Source organism: Hymenobacter volaticus (assembly GCF_022921055.1).
Classification (GTDB): domain Bacteria; phylum Bacteroidota; class Bacteroidia; order Cytophagales; family Hymenobacteraceae; genus Hymenobacter; species Hymenobacter volaticus.
The window spans coordinates 178,632-200,448 of record NZ_CP095063.1; the positions used below are offsets into that span (position 1 = coordinate 178,632).

Sequence of the window (21,817 nt, forward strand, 5' to 3'; positions counted from 1 at the left end):
TAGTGAAAACCTAGAAATACTCCTGGTTTGCATCCAGCAATCATCAGTTGGATCGAGCTATGTCGGCAGGAGCGTTCCATTACGTTGCTCGGCCCCATTTTCAACTAAATGCTAGTAGTCTTCCTTTCTCTTGTTCGATTCTAAGACAAACAACTACATCTTGAAACGTCCTATACCTGAGGCACTCGCTAAAATCTATGATTCGCGTGCTACACCCATCAAGTTTGCGCGGCTTGCCGGAATGGGGCCCTCAAACCAATAATATCTTGTCTTTTTCCGAGTGTACTAGTCGCGCTTGCTTTGTCAAACGGCAGTTGTCGACCCCTCACTTAATAAAATTATTATGGTCGGCGTGAGGCAACCTTAGTTTGGAAATAAACCAGGTTTTTGGCAGTCAATCTGAACTGTTGGTAATGTAACGAATCCATGCGACAGGAAAAGTTTATATAGTTGATTATCAACAAGATGGCTGTATACTTTGAGTTGAATTATCGCGCTATTGCTGACAAGTTACCTAAAATGGCATTCGCATTATAAAAAGGCGCAGGCACTGGTAAACCAAGACGCATAACATACCACCAGCAAAGGTATAAAATATTGATAATTAGGGTGTATCAGCAAACATTATGGTAGTTCTCCTTACCTACTTGAGCAAAAAACCAAGTGGTTCTTGCTCCGTTGAGAATGCAAGGCAAGAGGCTCTTGCTTTGCACCATATCATTCTTCTGCTATGAACACCGACGACCTCAAACAACTCATCCAAGACGGCTTGTCCGCTCAGCAAGCTGGTAGCCAAGTCGCGGCGAAAGCAACCGACGAAATTCTAAACGATGCAACGCATCCTGCCCTTAAGCAAGCACTCGAACAAGGCAATGCCACGGCCAAAGAGTGGGCTGCCCGAATTGAGCGGGCTATAGCCGAAGTGGGCGGGGGAGATAAACAAACCAACGAAATCCTAGAAGCGCACTATGAAGTGAGCAAACAGATCCGGGCCAAAGCCACGACCGACGCGGTACGCGACCTAGGTATTATTGCCAGCGGTCAACTTGCTTTGCACTACTGGATAGCCTCTTTCGGCACCGTGGCCGCGTATGCCGCCTCGGCAGGGTTCACTCAAACCGAGCAAGAACTCAAAGCCTCGGTGCAGGATGCCAAGCAAGCCGACGAGCAGCACACCGACATTGCTAAGCAGATTCTGGCTGCCGAGTAAGTCAACTAATCACTCACGCTTCGTTGGGTGAGAAGGAAGCCTAGTCTGTCCATTGGCCGACTAGGCTTCTTGTCGTTTAAGGCACAGTTCCTTTATAATCTGCTACTTCAGAGTAAGCCAGTATTAGGGCTGCGCCGAGGCCTGTCAGCGGCATCTGTTCTTGCGGATGAACCACTGCATGCCGGGTGCGCAGTGGCTGACCCGCCGGATCTTCGCCCGCGAGTTCAATAACAATATCGGACGAGAGCGGGTCACCGCGGTGGCGGGTGGAGCTTTCCTCAATCGCGAGATAGAAATGCATGTTTGCCGCGCCGGTTGCCGTTGCCAAGCCTACCACATCATAAGGCGAGAAAGCCACCGCTTTCATCGGGGTGCCATCCACGGCGCGGAACGTAGCCTTAGTCTCGTCGCCTACTCGCCAGCGGTAGGTGACCTGGTGGCACGTAAGTGCAGCGAGCAGAGCCTTGTTTGGCGCCTGAGGTTGGTAGTAGAGGCCAGACCATCGGCATTCTGCTCATCGAGCAGCGTGCCGATGGTTATGTCGTAGACTCGATTCGGTGGTCAGTGCAGTGAACAGGAAGCGACGCAAGCTTTTGCTGCGCTGATTCGGGTTGGACTGCGTGTTGATAGGGTAGCAAAAAATCCTAGCCTGAGTGATGTCCAAACAGAGTGTCAGCTAGCCTTGGCCATTTATTTAAAAGCCATGCACCAATTGCACTGCAATACTTCCTGAGCCAGCCTCGGTGTATGTAGGGAGTTGAGGAACCATGTACGTTCCAGCTGTCCGCTAACCTCACGAACCTGTGCCCATGCAAAGCCAGCCTAAATAGAGCTGGTTTCTTTGTCTAAAGAAGATGCAAGCCTGGGGTAGCTAACAATTGATGATGCCTACGGGTTGTTGGGGCCCTACTCACTACCACTGCCATTATGAAAGCCTACCAGCTGCACGCCCCCAAGAACCTAGCAAATTTCAAAATTGGTGAATACGATGAGCCCACGGCTCGCGACCACGAAGTAAAGATTCGCGTGCAGGCCGTCTCGCTTAACTTCCGCGATTGGGCTCTGGCCAACGGCTGGTTCGGCTATCCTGGCGAGAAACTGCCCTTCATTCCGTTTAGCGATGCGGCGGGGCTGGTCAGCGAAGTCGGGGCTAGCGTTACCAAGTTCAAGGTCGGCGACCGAGTGGCCGTTAATTTCTTCCCGGATTGGCACGATGGCGCTTTTTCGGCCACCAAAACTGCCCGCTCCCTTGGGGGTAGTACCGACGGCGTACTGGCCGAGTACGTGTGTTTTCCAGAAGCGGCCGTAACCAAAGTGCCCGACTCGTTTTCCTTCGAGGAAGCGGCGGCTTTTCCGTGCGCTGGCGTTACGGCCTGGCACGCGCTGGTCGTGCAAGGGCAGCTTCAACCCACCGATACGGTGCTGCTGCAAGGCACCGGCGGCGTATCCATCTTCGGCCTACAAATTGCCAAACTTCTCGGCGCCCAGGTTATCATTACTTCCAGCTCCGACGAAAAGCTAACCCAAGCGCAGGCCCTGGGTGCCGACCACCTCATCAACTACAAACAAACGCCCAACTGGGAAGACCAGGTCCGCGAGCTAACCGCGGGTGAGGGCGTAACCCACGTACTAGAAGTGGCTGGTCAACTGGCCCGCTCGATCAAAGCGCTGAAAGCGGGGGCAGCATCTTCCAGATCGGGGCCGTGGGTGGGCCCAACGACGAAGCGCCGAACCTGGGGGCCGTGCCCCTCAACACCCAACGTCTGCAAGGCATCTACGTGGGCAGCACCCAGATGCTCACCGATATCATGCACGCTTTCGACCGCAACCACCGCAAACCCATTATCGATCGAACATTTCCGTTCGAGGAAGCCAAGGAAGCGTTGGCTTACATGGGCAGTGGCTCGCACTTCGGCAAAATTGTCGTGCAAGTATCTTCCCATTGATTTCGATCTATTGGTCGTGGTAGAAAGCAGCCATGGTCCTAGCGGTAATCTCACCTCCGAACCATTGCTGTTCGCCAATGGAGCCTGGTTATGGCACCTGGGAAACTACCTAGGTTTTCTTGGGTAGCTGACCTTGCGGAACGCTCTCCCAAGCACCTGTAGAAAGCAATGCCGACAAGCGCTTCAACTGGTAGGAGTTACTTGCCACCTCTTTATTCCAGTAGGAAAGCTTCATTACCCTGTAAAATGAATGATGAGGCATGATTTCTACGGCTCTACCTGAATCATCTACTTCCCAGAAGCCCCTTGACCTACCAGTCTTGGGGTTTCATCTTTTCAGGTAAATGCTGCCTGGCTAGGAAAGCTTAGTAGTTGGGCTGGTTGGATTGCTCCTTTCTTTCCTCCCGCCATTTGTGCGCGTATTCCTGATTGAAAACAAGCAGCATCATGGCGGCGTCACTCGGATCTGTCACCGGAAAATCCTGCCATACATTTTCCCAATGGATGCTGCCACTTTCACTTTTAATCGGGTAGGTTCCTACTAAGCGAATTACGTCAGAGGCTGTATTGGTTTCAGGATTGTCTTTCACGGTATAGACCATATAGACGCACCCGTCCTCGAAATCGAACTGCTTTAGATGGTTGTCATCGTAGGGACTCCACAGTAGCTGCTCTAACTGCTTTTTTCTCGTTTTCTCGTCTTGTTCTGCCATACTTGGCAAGAAACGACATTCTAAGTCGGAAGTTTGCTCTCTTGGTGCACAACTACCTGTCTGTTGCCTCCTGAAAGATGCATCAGGCGCACGAGCCGACTCTTCCCCAAACAGACTAGGAGAAGATGGTTTCCATCTCGGCTCGTTCAAACGTGAGGTTCACCGACCGGGGACCCTTAGGCCGCGTGCGGTGGCGCACGGTGGCCGGAATAGCAAACAGCTGACCGGGGCTTACTTCCACGGTTCGTTCTTCCAGGTCGATGCACACGATGCCCTCGATGCAAAGGAAGACTTCATCACTGTTGGGGTGGTAATGCCACGAGTAAGGCTCGGTCATGATGCTGAGCCGGACGACATGGTCATTGACCAGCGAAAGCGGCACGTTGTGGTAGGCGTCGATGCCGAGTGTTTCCTGGCGGACGTCTACCAGGGTCAGGGGTGGTATTTGCATCAGCGGATAGATTAGCGGCGAGCGGGTTGTCAAAGGTAGATCAAGCTAGTTCAAAGCTTTTTTGCAAGTAGGGGCAGAGCCGCTTCCTAATCTTGCAGCAGGTCTTTTAGTTGCTTTGCGCCGAGAGGCCCCCAATAGGTGTAGCTCGTATGGCTACTGTCCAGTCATGAAGTAGCCTGTAGGGCTTTTGCTAGAATGTGCACGCTTTGCGTTAGCTCTTCAACCGTAAGGGCCGCAAACCCTAGGCGCAGGTGCGAGGGGCGAGCTTCGGCCGCCGTTTGGTAGCGACGCCCGTCACTCAGCCACAGACCTTGCTGCCGGCACTGCGCGCTGAGCTGCGGCAAGTCGATGTCCGGGGCAAATTCCCCCCAGACCGCCATGCCGCCCTCTGGCAGGGTAAATGAGAAGCGTCCGGCCAAGTGCGTATGCAGCAACTCGCAAAACACGTCGCGCCGCTGCTGATAAATTTTGTTGGCTCGTTTTAAATGTGCCAGCAGCTCGCCCTCGGCAAAGAGTTCGGCAATGCCTTGCTCGAGCAAAGTATCACCTTGATGGTCGATTAGGTGGCGCAAATACCCCATTTCGGCAATTAGGTCGGGTGGCCCCACCACGTATCCTACGCGGAAGGCAGGCGCCAGTACCTTGCTTAGCGAGCCCACGTAGAGCACCCGGCCGTGGCGGTCGGCGCTGGCCAGCGGCAGAATCGGACTACTGGCATAATGAAAGTCGAAATCGTAGTCGTCTTCCAGAACCACAAAATCGTACTGCTCGGCCAATTGCAGTAGGCGCACCCGGCGCTCGGCAACAAGCGTGACTGTAGTAGGATAGTGGTGATGCGGCGTGATGTACAGCAGCCGGATGGCCTGTCGTTGACACGCGGCTTCTACCTCGTTCACGCTAATGCCTTGCGCATCCACGGGCACTCGCACGAGGTGCGCGCCGTGGTGCTCGAACAGCTCGTCAGCGTTCGAGTAGCTGCGGTCCCCTACAATGACAGCATCGCCGGGTTGCAGCAAGAGCTGAGCCACTAGATACATGGCCATGCCACTTCCGCGAGTGATGAACAAGGTTTCCGGTTGAGCCTGCACTCCGCGGGTGTCGTGGAGGTAGTGGGCTAGGTGTTGGCGTAGTGCCCGGCTGCCGCTGGGCTCGGTATAGCCAAATAGTCGGCGATTGTTTGGCCGCTGACATACGGACCGGTACTTGCGGGCCAGCGAAGCGAGCGGGGCCAGGCGGTGGTCGGCACAGCCTGCGCCGAGAACAAGGTGAGTTGGGTCTGGTAACGCTTCCGATGTAGACGATGATCTGCGGGCAAAGGCAAAGCCTGCTCGGGCCGGGCCAGGTTCAGCAGGCAAACCGGGTAGGGCTTGCGGCTGCACGATAGGGATGCAGGCGCGCACGAAGGCCCCCGAGGAGGCATGCTGTTCGATCCACCCCTGAGCGGCTAGTTCATCGAAGGCCGTAATAGCGGTTTGGCGGCTGATGCCGAGTTGCTGCGCCAAGCTGCGGGTGCCTGACAGCTTGGCTTTGGCAGGCAGCAATCCCTGTTGAATTAATTGAATAAAAGCCGCCGTGAGTTGCTGGCTGAGCGTGCTGGCACTGGCGCGCCGCAAAGTAATAAGCGTTTGGTAGGGCAGCATAACCGGACCGGTGAGTATAGGCAAACTGGATCTAGACAGCAGACCGGTAAGGTAGTAGGTTTGGCTTAGAAAATACTTGTTTAACGCCACGCCAGAGCCTGGCGCAATGGCAGGTGCCCCCAGTCTACTTACTATGGAATCTTCTTCGTTCTCGCATAAAGAGGTGGTGAAGCTTGACTTCCCTCGCGCCTACCGAGCATTATGGCACGATGTGAGTGTTTTGTCAGAGGCCTTACTCGCTGCAACCCACTGGCAACCGGGCCGGCTAAGCCCACCGCTCGCGCGGAGCGCTAACCGGCAGCGTAGCGCTTCGGTTGCTGGTCGAAACCGGCCGGACTGCGCGTAACTTGAACGCACAGGATACTTTCAACGGCGTCGGGAGACTATGCGTGTTGCCTGATTGCAGTGACTAACGTTTCCCGGTTGCGGCCCACGCTGAACTTTTCGGCGCCTTCGTTCTTCAATCTCGAGTATTGCCCAAGCTAATGCCGCTGTTACCGCTAGTGATGACCGCTGCTTCACCTTGGTTTAAGGCCGTTCGCTTTGAACAAAGGTTACCGGCCCTGGTCATACATAGCCCCGACCTACAGCACGCGCGCCAAAAAGTCTCGGATAAGGTCGGCAATTTCGGTTGCGTGGGTTTCTAAGGCAAAATGGCCCGTATCGAGTAGGTGTACTTCCGCGGTAGGATTGTCGCGGCGGTATGCTTCCGCGCCGATAGGCCGAAAAAAAGGATCGTGCTCGCCCCACACCGCCAGCATAGGTGGGTGATAGGTGCGAAAGTATTCTTGAAAGCGCGGATACAGTGCCACGTTGTGTTGGTAATCGCCGTAGAGGTCGAGCTGTATTTCGTCGTTGCCTGGCCGAGCCAGCAGGGCATTGTCTAGCGCGGGAGCTTCGGGCGCAATCTGACTGGGGTTGGTTACCCCATAGGTGTACTGCCAGCGCGTGGCTTCCGGAGTTAGCATTTCGCGCAGGGCCTCTCGATTTTCAGGGGTAGGCTGGGCCCAGTATTTCTGGATGGGGTGCCACCCGTCGTGCAGACCTTCTTTGTAGGCGTTGCCGTTTTGGCTGATAAGCGCAGTGATGCGCTCGGGATGAGTCAGCGCCAGGCGAAACCCTACGGGTGCACCGTAATCAAAAACGTACAGCGCGTAGCGCGTCAGCTTCACTGCTTCCGTGAAGGCCTCGATTACTTCGGCTAAATGGTCGAAGGTGTAGGCAAAATCGGTTCGGGACGGGGCGTCGGAGAAACCGAAACCCGGCAGGTCGGGCGCAACTAGGTGGTAGCGGTCTGCGAGTAGCGGCAGCAAGTCCCGAAACATGTGCGAAGACGTAGGGAAGCCGTGCAACAGTAGGAGGGTAGGGTGCGCCGGATTTCCGGCTTCGCGGTAGAAAATATCTAGGCCATCAACGGCGATGGTGTTAAAGCGCACGGTGGTGCGTGGGAGGTGAGTAGTTTCCATGGGATTTAAGGATTAAGGATTTGTAAGTATGAAAGCGTTTCAAAAAACAGAACAGTCTGTCTACTAAAAAACTTTACAAGAGGCGCTCTGTTACACGGCGGGCGGTGGCTACGGGTGCCGGATTCCCGATTGTCTGGCTGCTAACCAAAGCCCCTTCGAAAAGCAACGCCATTTCCTCTGCCAACGCGGTATCGTTTAGTATTTCGTTGAATACCCGTCCTATTCGGACTTTGTGTTCTTGAATAAAGGCACGCACTTGCGTTTCCTCAGGTGGCAATTGCAGAAGGGCATTTTGGAAGTTGCAGCCGCGGAAGTTCTCGGTCACGAGAAAATCATGTAGCATGTCGAACACGGCTAGCACCTTGGCTTTTGGAGTGGTGCCACTGGCGGTAGCTTCGGCTACCTGTTGAAACCATTGCTGGCTCGCTTGCTGGAGGTAAGCAAGAAGAATTTCGTCTTTGGTTCGAAAATGTTGGTAGAGACTGGCTTTGGCCACATCTGCTTCAGCAATGAGTTGGTTGATGCCCGTAAGTGGGTAGCCCTGCTGATAGAAGAGCCGAGCAGCAGTTTCGAGTATCCGTTGGCGGACGTTGGCGGTGGCTTTCGTTTTCACAGGACAAATATAAATGTAAAAACTAAAAACAGACAAGTCTGTATGGTTTTAGTTTTCGTTTACTTTTTAAGTGTATTGCAATACCTACTACACCTTTCCATAGGAGGTATCGACCTGCAGGCCTCCTTGCAGAAGAACGAGTAAGGGGTGAAATCAGTCAAGTATCACAAGTGCCACATGATTTCAGCAGAACCTGTGTCGGCTATCGGAATGAGAAGAATGGGTAACGAGAGAGAAGAGCGCAAATGATATTCTAATAACAGGCTGGGTAAGCAGCCCAATTTGAAAGTCTGAATAGTTGGCATTAATCAAAACGGATGGGTTGTTTAATCAAAAGAAAATTTATTTGCTCGTTTTGATATTAAACAAACATTTTTATTGTCAATATTTGTGGATACAGACTCATATTGATTTGTTAATGCTGCGCACAAGAACTTCATGGTGTTGGTTTGTGGCTAACAATGCCCTTACACTTTTCTCTTATTTCCAGGTATTACCTCTATGCGCTCCTCCAATTACGACAAGTTTCCTTTCGTAGCGGTAACGACGGAGGCTGATGCTTGTCAGGTTGGCTGGCCGGCCATCATCGAAGCGTTGCGAACGGCGCTACAAGCTGAGTCGGCTGCCTCAGACCAACCGCTGGTGCTAGCAGTAGAATGTTACCCCGGCACCAACCTGCAGCAACTGCAACAGGAGCTAGTGCATGCCTTGCAGCCAAGTCAGTGCCTGATTGCCGACGACCTGTATTATTCCCCCACCGAAATAGATGCGCTAGTAGCCGGTCCCCTCACCGACGACCCCGTCTTCGGTCGGCTTAATGGGCTGACCATAGCTGATTTCTTCGATCCGCAGCAATTGCAAGCCGCGCAAGCGGCGTTAACTCAGGTGGCCGCCGCGCAGTTGGTAGTGATAGTGGGTACCGGGGCCACGCTGGTGTATCCTACCCCCACTGTCGTCGTGTACGCCGACCTGGCCCGCTGGGAAATCCAGCTGCGGCAGCGCCGCAGCGAAATCGCCAATCTGGGCAGCGACAATTTCACGGAGAAAGCCAGCCTCAAGTACAAGCGGGCCTATTTCGTGGACTGGCGGGCCGCTGACCGGTTGAAAAAGCAGGTATTGCCCCGCGCCGACTTCCTGCTCGACACCAACGACCCCGCCGCCCCCAAGCTTATTCGCGGTGCCGACTTGCGGGCCGGACTGGCGGCGGCTGCGCGGCGCCCGTTTCGGGTGGTGCCGTTTTTCGACCCCGGCCCCTGGGGCGGGCAGTGGCTGCGTGAAGTCTGCGATTTGCCCGACGGCCCGGCTAACTACGCGTGGGGCTTTGATTGCGTGCCCGAAGAAAACTCGCTGCTGCTGGGCTTTGGCGAAACCCGCGTGGAAATCCCGAGCATCAATCTGGTTTTTGCCCACCCCCGCGAACTGCTCGGGGAGGCCGTGCACGGGCGCTTCGGCACGGAGTTTCCTATTCGCTTCGACTTTCTTGATACCATGAGCGGTGGCAACTTGTCGTTGCAAGTGCACCCGCTTACTGAGTACGCACAGGACCACTTTGGCCTGACGTACACCCAAGACGAAAGCTACTACATGCTGGATGCCGAACCAGGAGCCGTGGTGTACTTGGGGTTAAAAGAAAACGTGGATTTCCCGGCGATGCTCGCCGACTTAGAGCGCGCCCAAAAGGACGCTACGGCACCTTTTCCCGTAACCGAGTACATCAACGAGTTTCCGGCGCGCCCACACGACCATTTTCTGATTCCGGCGGGCACCATTCACTGCTCGGGGGCGAACGGGATGGTGCTGGAAATTTCAGCCACGCCGTACATTTTCACTTTCAAGCTCTGGGATTGGGGCCGGCTGGGCCTCGACGGCCGCCCCCGGCCCATTCACTTAACCCACGGCGCGGCCAATATCCAGCCCGACCGTACTACGGCCTGGGTAGAGCAGCACCTCGTCAATCCCATAGTGCCCGTGGCCTCGGGCCCCGGCTGGCAGGAAGAGCGCACCGGTCTGCACGAGCGGGAATTCATTGAAACGCGCCGCCACTGGTTTACGGACGTAGTGCCGCACCACACCCACGGCGGCGTGCAGGTACTCAATCTGGTGCAAGGCGCGGAGGCCCTCGTCGAGAGCCCAAGCAATGCTTTCGAGCCTTTTGTGGTGCACTACGCCGAAACGTTTATCGTGCCGGCGGCCGTGGGGTCCTACACCATCCGGCCCCACGGCCCGGCAACCGGCACCGAGTGCGCCACCATGAAAGCCTACGTGCGAACCGGGGCGTAGTGAAGCGCCTAATTGCCGGGCGGCCGTGTTTCTTGGTAAAATCACCTTCAGCAACCGTTTCTTATCATGTCTGACTTATTAACTCCCGACAACGCCGCCGCGGTACGTGCGCAAACCATAGTGGAGAAGCTGCTGCATACGGGCACCGTCGCCGTCGATGAACTGGCCGCGCTCTTTGGCGTGTCGGTGGCTACCGTGCGGCGCGACCTGATGGAGCTAGAGCAGCGGGGTTGGCTGCGACGCACCCACGGCGGGGCCGTGCCGCGGGAGCCCCTGCTTTACGAGCCCTTTCGTTACGATTCCAGCTTTCACGAGCAAATCGACCGCAACCTAGCCGAGAAGCGGCGCATTGGGCTCGCCGCGGCCGCTCTTATTCAACCCGGCGAAATCATCTCGCTCACGGCTGGCACCACCACCACGCAGGTTACGCGCAGTTTGCGGCCCGGGGCCAACGTAACGGTTGTCACCAACACCGTGAACGTGGCCATGGAGCTAAGCCACCGCAACGACGTGCGCGTGTTTGTGACGGGCGGCTTTTTGACCGGCGGCTGGTTTTCGTTGGTAGGGCCGGCCACCACGCAGGCGCTCAGCCAATTCTTTGTCGATAAAATCTTTATCGGCGTCAATGGCATCGACGCCCAAAAGGGCTTGACCTCGTTGCACCCCGAGGAAGCCGCCGTAATTCAAGTGATGGTGCGGCAAGCCAAACAGCGCATTGTGGTGGCCGATCACACCAAGTTGGGTACGGTTGCTAGTTCGCTGATCTGTCCTATTACTGATATACACCAGCTCATCACCGACACGGGCGCCAGTGAAGCCCAACTAGCTCCTTTTCGGGAACTCGGAATAGAAGTGCTGCTGGCCTGACGCCCCTGGCGTAGCAACTCAGCTACTTGGCTTGCCAGCAGCCAGGGAAGACGGGGTGCGCCCGAACAACCCGCAAGCCTAGCACCAGTCTACTGCTTTCACCTTGATTCTCACCGCCTTTACTGCCCACCCACTATGCCTCTTTCAGCTGCTCCCGGTTCTCTGCTTCGCGCATCCGCTGCTGGCCCGCACCCGCCCGGGCCGGGCCGGCCGGGAGTGCGAGTTACGTGTACTTGATTGCCACCGTGGCGGCGCTGGGCGGGTTGCTCTTCGGTTTCGACACGGCCATCATCAACGGTGCCTTGATTTTCTTGAAAAAGGACTTCAACCTGAACGACTCGCAAACCGAGTGGGCGGCTAGCAGCATCCTGTTTGGGGCGGTAATCGGGGCGGCCCTTGCCGGCTGGCTCACCGACCGGTACGGGCGGCGCCGCTTGCTGTTTGGGGCGGCGGCGCTGTTCACACTTTCGGCTTTGGCGGCGGCGGTGCCGCGCACGCTCACCGAGTTTGTGGTAGCGCGGGTTGCGGGGGGCCTGGCTATTGGGGTGGCCTCGTTGCTGGTGCCGCTCTACATTGCCGAAATTGCGCCAGCCCGCATCCGTGGGCAACTCGTGACGCTCAACCAATTGGCTATCGTCACGGGCATCTTGTTGGCTTACGTAGCCAGCTACTTTCTCGCGGATTTGGGCATGGCCTCGTGGCGGTGGATGTTTGCGTCGGCGGCCCTGCCTTCGGTGTTGTTTATGCTTACGCTGCTGCTCGTGCCCGAAAGCCCCCGCTGGCTGCTGGGTCGGGGCCGCGAAGTGGAAGCTCTGAACACTCTAACCCGCCTCAACGGCCCGGTGGCCGCGGCCACGGAGGCGGCCGAGATTCAGGCTGCTTTAGCGGCCGAGCGCGGCGAGGAAGCCAATCTGTACCAGCCGCGCCTGCGCCGGCCGCTGCGGATTGCGGTGGTGTTGGCAGTGCTCCAGCAAATCACGGGCATCAATACTATTCTCTACTACGGCTCGATTATTTTCACCGAGCACAGCGGGCAAAGCGCTTCGTCGGCTATTGGTGCCAATGCGCTTATTGGGGGCATCAACTTCGCCGGCACCATCGTGGCCTTGTTTGTTATCGACCGGGTAGGGCGCAAGCCGCTACTGCTGTTTGCGTCGGGCGGCATGGCGCTAACCCTGGGCGCCCTGGTTGTGGCGTTGCAACTGCACGCGCCGGGGCCGTGGTTGCTCGGGCTCATCATGCTTTACGTGGCGTGTTTCGCGGTAGGGTTGGGTCCGGGCGTGTGGGTGGTTATCACCGAGATTTTCCCGAACGCCGTGCGCGGCCGGGCTGCTTCGCTGGCCACGGTTGCCCTCTGGGTAGCCTGTACCCTTATTTCGTTCACGTTTTTGTCGTTGGTGAAAGCTGCGGGCCTAACCGGCGCTTTCGGGCTCTACGCGGTGCTTTCGGCCTTCACTTTCGGCTTTGTGTGGCGGGCCGTGCCCGAAACCAAAGGCCGGAGCCTAGAAGAAATTGAGCGCGGCTGGCAGTAGCCAAGCAGCTTTCCCTTGTGTGTCGCGCTACGTCATCCTATTCCTTCCTCTTACTTATGAAGCTGTCTTTTCCTGCCGGCGTTTTATCCTTAGTGCTGCTACTGAACACGAGCGGAACCCACGCGCAGAACGTACTCAAGTACGTGAACCCCAACATCGGTACGGCGCACAGCCGCTGGTTCTTCTACACCCCGGCGGCCGTGCCCTACGGCATGGCCAAGCTGGCGCCCTCCACCAACGGCCACTACGGCAACGCCTCGGGCTGGGAAGCCGTGGGCTACGACACCCGGCAGAATTCTATTGAGGGGTTTGTGCACTTTCACGAGTGGCAGGCAGGCGGCGTGAGCTTTATGCCCACCACGGGCGAGTTGCGCGTAAAGCCCGGCGACTTGGAAGGGCCGGCTACCGGCTACCGCTCGCGCTTCGACCGCAAAAACCAGGTGGCCGAACCCGGCTACTACCGCGTGCTGCTCGACGACTACAACATCACGGCTGAGCTGACGGCCACCAAGCGGGTGGGTTTTCACCGCTACACCTTTCCCAAAAACAACCAGGCGCACCTCATCCTCGACATCGGCAACAAACAAGGTGAGAGCGGGGAAGTGACGGATGCCAGCATCCGAATGGTGGACGCCACGCACGTGGAAGGCTTCGTGAGTACGTACCCCAAGTACGTGCAAACCTACGACCCGGCAGGCAAGGTGAACATGTACTTCTACGGGGAAATCAGCAAGCAGCCAGCTAGTGTGGGCGCTTTTACGGCCGCCGGCACGCAGGCAAACCAGAACTCGGCCACGGGCAAGGGCGCGGGCTTGGTGCTCAACTACCAAACCAGCGAGCAGGAAAAGATTGAAATGAAAGTGGGCCTTTCGTACACGTCCATTGCCAATGCGAAAGCCAATTTGCTGGCCGAGGCCGGGAGCTTGACCTTCGACCAAGCCCGCGCCGCCGCGCAGGCCACCTGGCAGCGAGAGCTAGGTAAACTAGCGGTGGAAGGCCCCGACGAGCAAAACAAAACCAAGTTTTACACCGGCCTGTTTCACGCCCTGCTGGGGCGCGGCATTGCCAGCGACGTGAATGGCGACTACCCCAAGCATGGCGGCCAAGTAGGAAAGTTGGTGGCCAGCGGCCCCGGCCCCAAGCCCGAGTTCATCAACACCGATGCCATCTGGGGCGGCTACTGGAATATTACGCAGCTCTGGGCCTTGTCGTACCCCGAGTGGTACGGCAACTACGTGAACACCCAACTGCAAGTGTACCGCGACAAAGGCTGGTTCGGCGATGGGTTGGTGAACAGCGAGTTTGTATCGGGGGTAGGCACCAATTTCGTGGGGCTGGCCGTGGCGGCGGCCTACCAGGCCGGCATCCGCAACTACGACGTGAACCTGGCCTACCAAGCCGTGCGCGCCAACGAATTGAACTGGCGCAACCGCCCGTTTGGCTCGGGCAAGATGGACGTGAAAGCGTTTACGCAGTACGGCTACGTGCCCTTCAAGGAAAATTACAAGCAGGACCAGGGCGTTTGGTATAAGAGTGATTCCACGGGCTCGTATTTCTCTAATTCGCACACGCTCGAGTACAGCTACAGTGCATTCGCCGCCGCTCAAATGGCGAAATCGTTGGGCAAGAAGGCCGACTACGAGCAGCTCATTAAGCTCTCCAACGGCTGGAAAAAGATTCTGAATCCGCAGAACAAGCTCATGCGGCCCAAGCTGGCCGATGGCAGCTTCGTGAACAATTTCAACCCGTATGAGCCGTGGCGCGGCTTCCAGGAAGGCAACGCCATGCAGTACACCTTCTACGTGCCGCAAAACCCCGCCGAGCTTGTTGCGGCGCTGGGCCGCGACAAGTTCAACAACCGCCTCGACAGCCTCTTCACCGCCTCGGCCAAAACCGGCTTTGGGGGCGGCAAAGAAATAGATGCTTTTGCCGGCATCAAGGCCATTTACAACCACGGCAACCAACCCTGCCTGCACATCAGCTGGCTGTTCAACTTTTCCGGTCAGCCCTGGCTGACGCAGAAATGGACCCGCCAGATTTGCGACGAATTTTACGGCACCGAGCCCATTCATGGCTACGGCTATGGGCAAGACGAAGACCAGGGCCAGCTAGGTTCGTGGTACGTTATCAGCGCGCTGGGCTTGTTCGACGTGAAAGGCTTCACCGATGCGCGTCCCATTGTTGAGCTAGGTAGTCCTCTTTTCAGCAAGGCTACCATTCAATTGGGCAACCAGAAAAAGCTGGTAATCGAAGCCAAAAACACCGCCAAAGCAAACGTGTACGTGCAGAGCGCGGAGCTGAACGGCAAGCCGCTAACCAACTGCTGGCTGTACCGCGACGAGCTCATGCAAGGAGGCAAATTGGTGTTTACCATGGGCAGCCAGCCCAACAAAACCTGGGGCACGAAGACCCCACCGCCTTCGGTGCAATAGTGTAAACTCACAGGCAAAGACTTGCTGGATAACAAATAGATGCGGTATTGGTAGGCATACTAAATAGAGCAGTAAGCCTCCTCGCATCGTCCACCGCGGGAGTTCAGGTTTATGGTCTGATGAGTTGTTGGAAAGAGAAGTCGGGTTGCCGCATCACTAGTTCGTTGTCAGCTGATTCCCGTTGTGCTGCTCTGGCGTACACAAGCATCTTTTGTTCGTAGTCGGCAATAGCCGCTGATATGCTGTGGTACTTTCCGTTCGTGAGGTTATCAGTTAAAATCAACGTGTCTATTAGTCCGGTGTTGACACCCTGACCGGCGAAGGGCGGCATTAGATGGGCAGCGTCTCCAATAAGCGTTATGGGCAGCAGACGAGCCTGTTTCCAGGGCTTTTCCAACGGCAACTTTCTTGTCGGCAACCCCAAAAAGCGGATGTTGAATTAAACAGATGTTTGTAGAGCTCGTCCCAAGCAGCGAACCTACTGCTGAGGAACGATTTAATGCCAGCGGTATTCTGGAAGGTTAACGTATCGGGCTCACCCCATTCTGCTGGCTGGCTGAAAACCACGTTGTAAGTCAGCACGCCGTTGTTGCTAGGATTTGCCACTAGCATATTGCCGTTGTAGGCAGTCATTAGGATGGTATCGTTGCACAGGCGATAGAACTCCGGGCAATTTACCTGCGGGTTAGCTACCTCGCCTTGGATAATAAAAGTGCCGGTATTCTCGACTGCGGCGTCTGTGATATAGCTTCTTGCCTGGGACATTCCACCATTCGCTACAATCACCACATCGGCGGTTGCCGTCGTCTGATTTTCAAAGTGCAATTGCCATCTTCCGTTGCGTTCTTCCAAGCCGGTCCATTTTCGGTCCCAAACAACGGTATCGATGGGTAAGCTAGCCAGCAAGAGCGTTCTTAAATCGTTTCTATTTATCTCTGGATTCTCGGGTGCTGGTTCCTTGGTGAACAACACGGTACCTTGATGATCAGCAATAGTTCTGCCGATGGGAGTTGCCCTGGCAAAATAGGTTTCCAGCAATCTGGCCTTTTGCAGGGCTTTTTGTCCTGACTCTTTATGTAGATCGAGGGTACCTCCCCAAATCCTGGCTTGAGCGTCTTGGTCTCGTTCGTAAACCCTTACTGCGATGCCTTCTTGCTGCAGTAATTTGGCCATGGTCAGCCCAACGGGTCCCGCGCCGAGAATGGCTACTTGCTTGTTCTGTAGTAACATGATGTTGCATTGCTGATGATTGCAACACAAAATTCCGCCTCAAGCTTGTGCTAGGCTTGTACAAACGCGACAAAACCGGGATGTAGCGCCTATTTTCTGCTTTTGGCTTTGCGCGCGAAAGCCGCGGGCGTGGTGCCGCTGTAGCGCTTGAATTCCCGGCTCAGGTGGGCTTGATCAGCATACCCTAGCTCCTGCGCCAGGCCGGCTAAGTTAACATCCGGGTGCTGCCATAAGTGGTTGCGTACTTGCTCGAAGCGCATCAGGGAGGATACGTCTTTTACTGTATGCCCCGCCGCTTGCTTAAACCTTCGCTCTAGGGTCCGAACCGTGGCATGCGCGGTGGCTGCCACTTTACTAACTGGGAGAGTGCCGTTGGCTTCCCGCATTGCCCCACCCGCTTGAACTAGCAGCTTGTCACTAGCCATCCATGCCCGAGCAGTCAGGAAGTACTGTTGTACTTGTACCAGCGCCTCCGCTACGTTGCCTGCTCGAATTTCCCTCACTAGCGAGGCTTGCAGCTGGGCAAGAGGATGCGCAATAAGCGGTACGTCCTCAACTGCGCACTGCACTTAGTTACGTACGGGCAACTCTACCAAAATAAGGCACGATGGTTTCTTGTTTTCTTACACACTCAAGTGTTCGTCTCTTAACTTTTATGCAAGACGACAGAGGCTAGCTAGTCAATCCTTGCTTCTTGCTTTTCCGGTAGTCGGAGGGCAGGATGCTGAATTTGGCTTTAAACGACTTGGTGAAGTAATGAGGGGTGGCAAACCCGGCCCGGTACGCAACCTCCGAGATGGTAAGGTCACTTTCCTGCAGCAGCACGGCTGCCCGGTCCAGCTTAAAGGAGCGAATAAACTCGACGGGTGGCATGCCCGTCAACTCCAGGATTTTATTGTACATCGAGCCCCGGCTCATGCCGAAATGGTCACTCAAGTCTTCCACCGAGAAGTTGGTGTTCTTCAGGTTTTTCTCGATGTAGAGAACCACATTGTTGAGAAACTTCTCACTGCTCGACTCGATTTCCACCGGACTCGGGACCACTTGGAGTTGTTTGGTGTAGGTGGTTTTCAGCGCCCGATTCAGCTCCAGCAAATTCTTAATTCTAACGTGCAGAATCTCGAAGTTGAACGGCTTGGTTAAGTAGTCGTTGGCCCCGGATTCGAGCCCCCGCAACTGCTCGCCATCTTGCGTCAGTCCCGTTAGCAGGATGATGGGAATATGGCTGGTTCGCTTATCCGACTTTAGCTTACGGCTCAATGCCACCCCATCCATGTAGGGCATGGTAATATCACTAACGATCAGGTCGGGGTGGCAGGACAGGGCTTTGTACCAGCCGTCTTTGCCGTTTATTACATCGGTGATTTTGTAATTGTCTTTAAGATTGTCTTTCAGATAGTACCGGAAATCATCGTCGTCTTCTACCAGTAGCAAGTGGGGTAGTTCTTCCCCTTTGTGCTTTTTCACTGGCCGGCCGGGCTTTTTACTTTCTGTTATTGAAGCCGCCTCGGCCGGTAGTTCAGTTTCCTGCTCAACCACTGGGGCAAACGTTGCGAGCGGCAGCTCCACAGTGAAGGAGGTGCCCTGGCTCAGTTCACTGGCCACGGCAATTGTGCCACCGTGCAGTTCGGCAAACTCTTTGGTGATGGAGAGGCCGATGCCGCTGCTTTGGTTTAATACCGAACCGAGTTCGTGCCCTTGAAAAAAGCGCTCGAAGATGAGATTCTGCTCGCTAGGGGAAATCCCGATGCCGGTGTCGGCAACTTCAATCCGGATGGTTGTTTCCGGTGTGGCCGCCGGCGCCGGGAGGGCCGAGAGTTCCACGCGGACGCTGCCGCCCTCGGGCGTGAACTTGAACGCATTGGAAAGCAGGTTAACCAGTATACGCTCTACCTTGTCGTAGTCGAACAACACAAACAGTTGCTCGGAGGGGAGGCGCAGCGACAACTTGATTTTCTTGATTTCGGCCAGATCCTGAAACGAGTTGGTTACTTCCCGCACGAAAGACGAAATTTCTCCCTCCGATAAATTCAGTTGAAGTTCGTGTTCTTCCAGCTTGCGAAAATCCAGCAGCTGGTTAACCAGATGCAAGAGTCGCTGCGCATTGCGCTGGATTACTTGCAGCTGGCCGGCGCTCTGCGGGTCTTTTTGCTGGGCCATCAACTTGTTGGCCGGCGCTAGAATTAGTGAGATGGGCGTGCGGAATTCGTGACTTAGGTTAGTTAAGAACTTGATTTTCAACGAGTCCAATTCCCGAACCCGTTCGGCCTGTTTGCGTTCTTGCTCTTGCTCGAACTCCTTTTTCAACTGCTTGATGCCCCGGTAGCGAATGTAAAGCAGGGTACAACCAAACAGGGCCACGTACAACACGTAAGCATAGTAAGTTCGCCAGAAAGGAGGATGAATGACGATCTTGATGGAAGTACCGGCCGGGTTCCAGATGCCGTCGTTATTGCTGGCTTTCACTTGAAACTCGTATTCCCCCGGGTCCAGGTTGGTGTAGTAGGCTGTGGTGGTAGAACCCACGTAATTCCACCCCTGGTCAAAGCCTTTTAGCTGGTAGGCGTAGTGGTTTTGCTGGGGCAAGGTGTAATCCAGTGCCGTGTAGTGAATAGAGAAGTTCTGCTTGTAATCTAAATCGATTGCCTTGGCAACGGCAATGGCTTGATGCAGGGGGACTGAAGACCGGCAACAACCGATTTGTTGTCGACTTTCAAATCGGTTAGCAGCACCGGTGGAATATTGCGGTTAACTTTTATGTGGGCGGGATTGAAGTAATTAAAGCCTTCAAGCCCTCCGAAAAACAGGGAGCCGTTTGCCGATTTAATGCCGGAGTTGTTTAGAAAGGCCTTGCCTTGCAAGCCGTTATCCGGGGAATAGTTGGTGAAATTATTGTGCGCGGTGTTGAGTCGACTGACACCCTGATTGGTGCTGATCCAGACGTGACCTTCTTGGTCTTCTAAAATTTTATGGATGAACCCGTCCAGCAAACCTTTTTGCTTGGGAAACGCCGTTAGCTTACTGGAACGCGTATCGAACTGGTACAACCCGTCGCCGGCGGTTCCAATCCACATAACGCCGCGGTGGTCGCGCCCAAACGTGTTAATTCGATCCAAGGCCAGCCCGGTCCGCGCCGTGTTGTACACCGTAAATTGCTGGTCGACGGGGTGATACACGGCAATGCCGCTGCCCGCCGAGCCAATCCAGATGTTGCCGTTCGAGTCTTCCTCGATAGCTCGGATATAGTTGTTGATAGGCAGAAGCTTGTCCTCGGCCGTTTTAGGTCGGGCAGTGAATTTGCTGATCCTTTTCGTGTTAGGATCATACACGTTCACCCCACCCCCGTTGGTGCCGATCCAAATCGTGCCGTTATGGTCTTCCTTAAGGCAAAAAATATCGTCGCTGTTTAGCTGCGAGGCGCCCCGCTTGGCCAGCAGCTGCTCGTAGCTACCCGTGCGGGTATTGTAAATGAACAGGCCGTGTCCGAAGGTTCCGATCCAGAGCTGGTCGTGCCGATCTAGCAGCATGCTCAGGATGGGTAGCCCGGCCAGATTAATTCGCTCGCGGCTCTTGATATCCACGTGGCGGAACAAGCGGGTTTTCAAGTTGTATACGTTCAGGCCGCCCCCGTCGGTGCCCACAAAGATTTCGCCGTTGCGGTTTTCGGCAAAAGCCGTTACAGCGGGCGAGTTGAGGCCGAACGGATCCAACTCACTGCTGCGCTCAACGTTGAATAAAGTAAGGTTTTGATCGTATTTGCTGATTCCGCCCTGGTAGGTGCCGATCCAATGAATACCCTGGCGGTCGATTAGCAGACTGCGGACCGATTTGCTGTTCAAGCTGTAGGGGTCCCGGCTGTTGTGCGCCTGGCGCGAAACCATTCCCGACTGCACATCCATAATATCGAGGCCCCCTTCAGTGCCCAGCCAGATGGTGCCGTCCTGGTCCGCCGCAATGGTATAAATAATATTGCTGCCGATGGTATGCGGGTCGCGGTAATTAAATTTAAAGTTGGTAAAACTCGCCTCGTCGTCAGCTAGTTGGCTAAGCCCATTGCTGGTCCCAATCCATAACCGACCGCGCTGATCTTCGGCAATTGTGTTGACAGTGTCACCAACCAAGCTGCGCGGCCGGGCTTGCTCCCGTCTGAAAGACCGGATGGGAGTACCGGCTGAGCTGTAGCAGTACAAGCCGCGTTCGGTGCCGATCCAGATCCGGTGCCGACGATCTTTGTAGACGCACCACGGGTTCAACGTACTTGCCTGGTCAGGGGGTAGTAGAGAAACCCGCGTGATTTTGTTGGTTTGCGGCGCTAGGATTTGCACGCCGGCAATGGAGGCCACCCAGATATTGCCAGCGGCATCACTGCACAACGATTTAATGTATTTGTTGTCGAGCGGGGCAGCTTGGTAGGGCGTGAACACATCCAAGCTGCGGTTATAGGTGAAGAGCCCGCCCCCCATGCTACCAACCCATATTCGGCCCGTTTGATCTTCGTGCAGGGCCGTTACGTCGTTGCTCTGAACGCTACCTACTGCGGGCGCCTTCAGTTGATACGTTCTAAAGCTTTGACCGTCATATTTTTTGAGGCCGCCATCAGTGGCCAGCCAAAGTAGCCCGTACCGGTCTTTGAGAATAACATTAACTGTATTGGAAGTTAACCCGTCCTTAGCGGTTAACGCCGTGAACTTGATATCGCGCGTCTGAGCGGAAGAGGTCTTTCCTACCAGCAGAAACACCCCAACCATCAAAAGCAGGAAGGTGCGGATGTTGACTTCGTAGCGGGGATAATAAAGTTTCCTGCTCATGGTGGGGGTGAGGGTACTACAGCGCTTTTGCCTTACTGGGCCAGGTAATTTGAGCTAGGCTTGGAAGGCCTATAAGTGCCCTTCGCTGCGCGACGGCCAATCCCGTGATACCTAGTTTGATCCAGGAAGGAAGTGGCAAGAAAAGAAACTGGCCACACCTCTTAGTAAAGGCGAGAACGATAAATTTTGCTTCCGGTGGCGAATATGGGTTAGCTCAAGGGAGGAAAGCAATCTAACCTTTCCAAACATAAGCAACTAAAGATATCTCCCTAAGCTTTGGGTTGTGAAGCGGTGGCAAGTAATGAGCATCGTGAAATTAGCTGACAGGTAACCCAAGGTATTTAAAGCGAAATGAAAAGACCGAGGTGAGTCTACACCTCCTTGATTTCCCCTTGCTGGTTGTTCTAATTTAACCTCTGCTGCCCAGTAGTTCTGGCAATCAAGAATTCACACTTACTGGCTCATTGTGGTATGTAATGCTTGCTCTAGCCCCAACAAATCTTCGTGAAGGCAAGACCAGTTAAGAGGCCAACAAATGTGCAACAAACTAACACACAAGTTTGATAAAAAGCCTTTTCAGCCTAGCTAAGTGCATTTTCATGGATTGTAACACTAGGAAATATTTCTAC

Annotated in this window: 15 protein-coding genes and 1 pseudogene; 6 read left to right on the top strand and 10 right to left on the bottom strand. The window is 55.1% G+C overall.

All coding sequences use genetic code 11. The features are described from left to right. Nucleotides 1-730 precede the first annotated feature (730 nt). Nucleotides 731-1,210, top strand: coding sequence for a DUF892 family protein (locus MUN86_RS25155; protein ID WP_245126301.1), 480 nt, complete (start codon nt 731-733; stop codon nt 1,208-1,210). Nucleotides 1,211-1,286: 76 nt separating this feature from the next. Here the strand turns inward: MUN86_RS25155 and MUN86_RS25160 are convergent, their stop codons facing one another. Then, complete coding sequence (locus MUN86_RS25160; protein WP_245126303.1) at nt 1,287-1,592, bottom strand: hypothetical protein; 306 nt, start codon at nt 1,590-1,592, stop codon at nt 1,287-1,289. Nucleotides 1,593-2,137: 545 nt separating this feature from the next. Between MUN86_RS25160 and MUN86_RS32710 the strand changes: the two genes are divergently transcribed. After that, on the top strand, nt 2,138-3,283 hold the full coding sequence (locus MUN86_RS32710; RefSeq protein WP_441319124.1) for a zinc-dependent alcohol dehydrogenase family protein: 1,146 nt from the start codon (nt 2,138-2,140) through the stop codon (nt 3,281-3,283). A gap of 238 nt (nt 3,284-3,521) precedes the next feature. Here MUN86_RS32710 and MUN86_RS25175 read toward each other — a convergent pair whose 3' ends face one another. The 5 genes from MUN86_RS25175 to MUN86_RS25195 form a co-directional block, all read right to left on the bottom strand. Next, complete coding sequence (locus MUN86_RS25175) at nt 3,522-3,869, bottom strand: hypothetical protein (RefSeq protein ID WP_245126304.1); 348 nt, start codon at nt 3,867-3,869, stop codon at nt 3,522-3,524. 115 nt (nt 3,870-3,984) lie between these two features. After that, on the bottom strand, nt 3,985-4,320 hold the full coding sequence (locus MUN86_RS25180) for a cupin domain-containing protein (protein ID WP_245126305.1): 336 nt from the start codon (nt 4,318-4,320) through the stop codon (nt 3,985-3,987). A 164-nt stretch (nt 4,321-4,484) separates the two neighbouring features. Continuing rightward, entirely contained in the window at nt 4,485-5,960 is a 1,476-nt protein-coding gene (gene pdxR, locus MUN86_RS25185; protein ID WP_245126307.1) for a MocR-like pyridoxine biosynthesis transcription factor PdxR, read from the bottom strand. Between the two features lie 584 nt (nt 5,961-6,544). Then, nucleotides 6,545-7,426: an alpha/beta fold hydrolase gene (locus tag MUN86_RS25190; RefSeq protein ID WP_245126308.1), complete on the bottom strand. Its 882-nt coding sequence runs from the start codon at nt 7,424-7,426 to the stop codon at nt 6,545-6,547. Between the two features lie 73 nt (nt 7,427-7,499). Further along, nucleotides 7,500-8,039, bottom strand: coding sequence for a TetR/AcrR family transcriptional regulator (locus MUN86_RS25195; protein WP_245126310.1), 540 nt, complete (start codon nt 8,037-8,039; stop codon nt 7,500-7,502). A gap of 501 nt (nt 8,040-8,540) precedes the next feature. Here MUN86_RS25195 and MUN86_RS25200 point away from each other — a divergent pair. The 4 genes from MUN86_RS25200 (at nt 8,541) to MUN86_RS25215 (ending at nt 15,150) form a co-directional block, all read left to right on the top strand. Then, complete coding sequence (locus tag MUN86_RS25200; protein ID WP_245126312.1) at nt 8,541-10,319, top strand: class I mannose-6-phosphate isomerase; 1,779 nt, start codon at nt 8,541-8,543, stop codon at nt 10,317-10,319. Between the two features lie 66 nt (nt 10,320-10,385). Beyond that, nucleotides 10,386-11,186: a DeoR/GlpR family DNA-binding transcription regulator gene (locus tag MUN86_RS25205; RefSeq protein ID WP_245126314.1), complete on the top strand. Its 801-nt coding sequence runs from the start codon at nt 10,386-10,388 to the stop codon at nt 11,184-11,186. 227 nt (nt 11,187-11,413) lie between these two features. After that, the gene (locus tag MUN86_RS25210) at nt 11,414-12,718 is read left to right on the top strand and encodes a sugar porter family MFS transporter (protein WP_245126316.1); all 1,305 of its coding nucleotides are present in this window, start codon (nt 11,414-11,416) and stop codon (nt 12,716-12,718) included. Between the two features lie 56 nt (nt 12,719-12,774). Continuing rightward, on the top strand, nt 12,775-15,150 hold the full coding sequence (locus MUN86_RS25215) for a GH92 family glycosyl hydrolase (RefSeq protein ID WP_245126318.1): 2,376 nt from the start codon (nt 12,775-12,777) through the stop codon (nt 15,148-15,150). Between the two features lie 109 nt (nt 15,151-15,259). Here the strand turns inward: MUN86_RS25215 and MUN86_RS25220 are convergent. The 4 genes and pseudogenes from MUN86_RS25220 to MUN86_RS25235 form a co-directional block, all read right to left on the bottom strand. Next, nucleotides 15,260-16,380 (bottom strand): annotated as a pseudogene (locus MUN86_RS25220) (FAD-dependent oxidoreductase). Nucleotides 16,381-16,469: 89 nt separating this feature from the next. Next, nucleotides 16,470-16,949, bottom strand: coding sequence for a helix-turn-helix domain-containing protein (locus MUN86_RS25225; protein WP_245126320.1), 480 nt, complete (start codon nt 16,947-16,949; stop codon nt 16,470-16,472). Between the two features lie 103 nt (nt 16,950-17,052). Beyond that, nucleotides 17,053-18,966: a hybrid sensor histidine kinase/response regulator transcription factor gene (locus MUN86_RS25230; RefSeq protein WP_245126322.1), complete on the bottom strand. Its 1,914-nt coding sequence runs from the start codon at nt 18,964-18,966 to the stop codon at nt 17,053-17,055. Nucleotides 18,967-19,013: 47 nt separating this feature from the next. Further along, on the bottom strand, nt 19,014-21,188 hold the full coding sequence (locus MUN86_RS25235; protein WP_245126324.1) for a ligand-binding sensor domain-containing protein: 2,175 nt from the start codon (nt 21,186-21,188) through the stop codon (nt 19,014-19,016). Nucleotides 21,189-21,817: the final 629 nt, after the last annotated feature.

Bases quoted from the DNA above. Each gene is read 5' to 3' on its own strand.
- MUN86_RS25205 (WP_245126314.1), top strand. From the start codon at position 10,386: ATGTCTGACTTATTAACTCCCGACAACGCCGCCGCGGTACGTGCGCAA.
- MUN86_RS25180 (WP_245126305.1), bottom strand. From the start codon at position 4,320: ATGCAAATACCACCCCTGACCCTGGTAGACGTCCGCCAGGAAACACTC.
- MUN86_RS25215 (WP_245126318.1), top strand. From the start codon at position 12,775: ATGAAGCTGTCTTTTCCTGCCGGCGTTTTATCCTTAGTGCTGCTACTG.
- MUN86_RS32710 (WP_441319124.1), top strand. From the start codon at position 2,138: ATGAAAGCCTACCAGCTGCACGCCCCCAAGAACCTAGCAAATTTCAAA.
- MUN86_RS25155 (WP_245126301.1), top strand. From the start codon at position 731: ATGAACACCGACGACCTCAAACAACTCATCCAAGACGGCTTGTCCGCT.
- MUN86_RS25175 (WP_245126304.1), bottom strand. From the start codon at position 3,869: ATGGCAGAACAAGACGAGAAAACGAGAAAAAAGCAGTTAGAGCAGCTA.
- MUN86_RS25200 (WP_245126312.1), top strand. From the start codon at position 8,541: ATGCGCTCCTCCAATTACGACAAGTTTCCTTTCGTAGCGGTAACGACG.
- pdxR (WP_245126307.1), bottom strand. From the start codon at position 5,960: ATGCTGCCCTACCAAACGCTTATTACTTTGCGGCGCGCCAGTGCCAGC.
- MUN86_RS25190 (WP_245126308.1), bottom strand. From the start codon at position 7,426: ATGGAAACTACTCACCTCCCACGCACCACCGTGCGCTTTAACACCATC.
- MUN86_RS25235 (WP_245126324.1), bottom strand. From the start codon at position 21,188: ATGAGCAGGAAACTTTATTATCCCCGCTACGAAGTCAACATCCGCACC.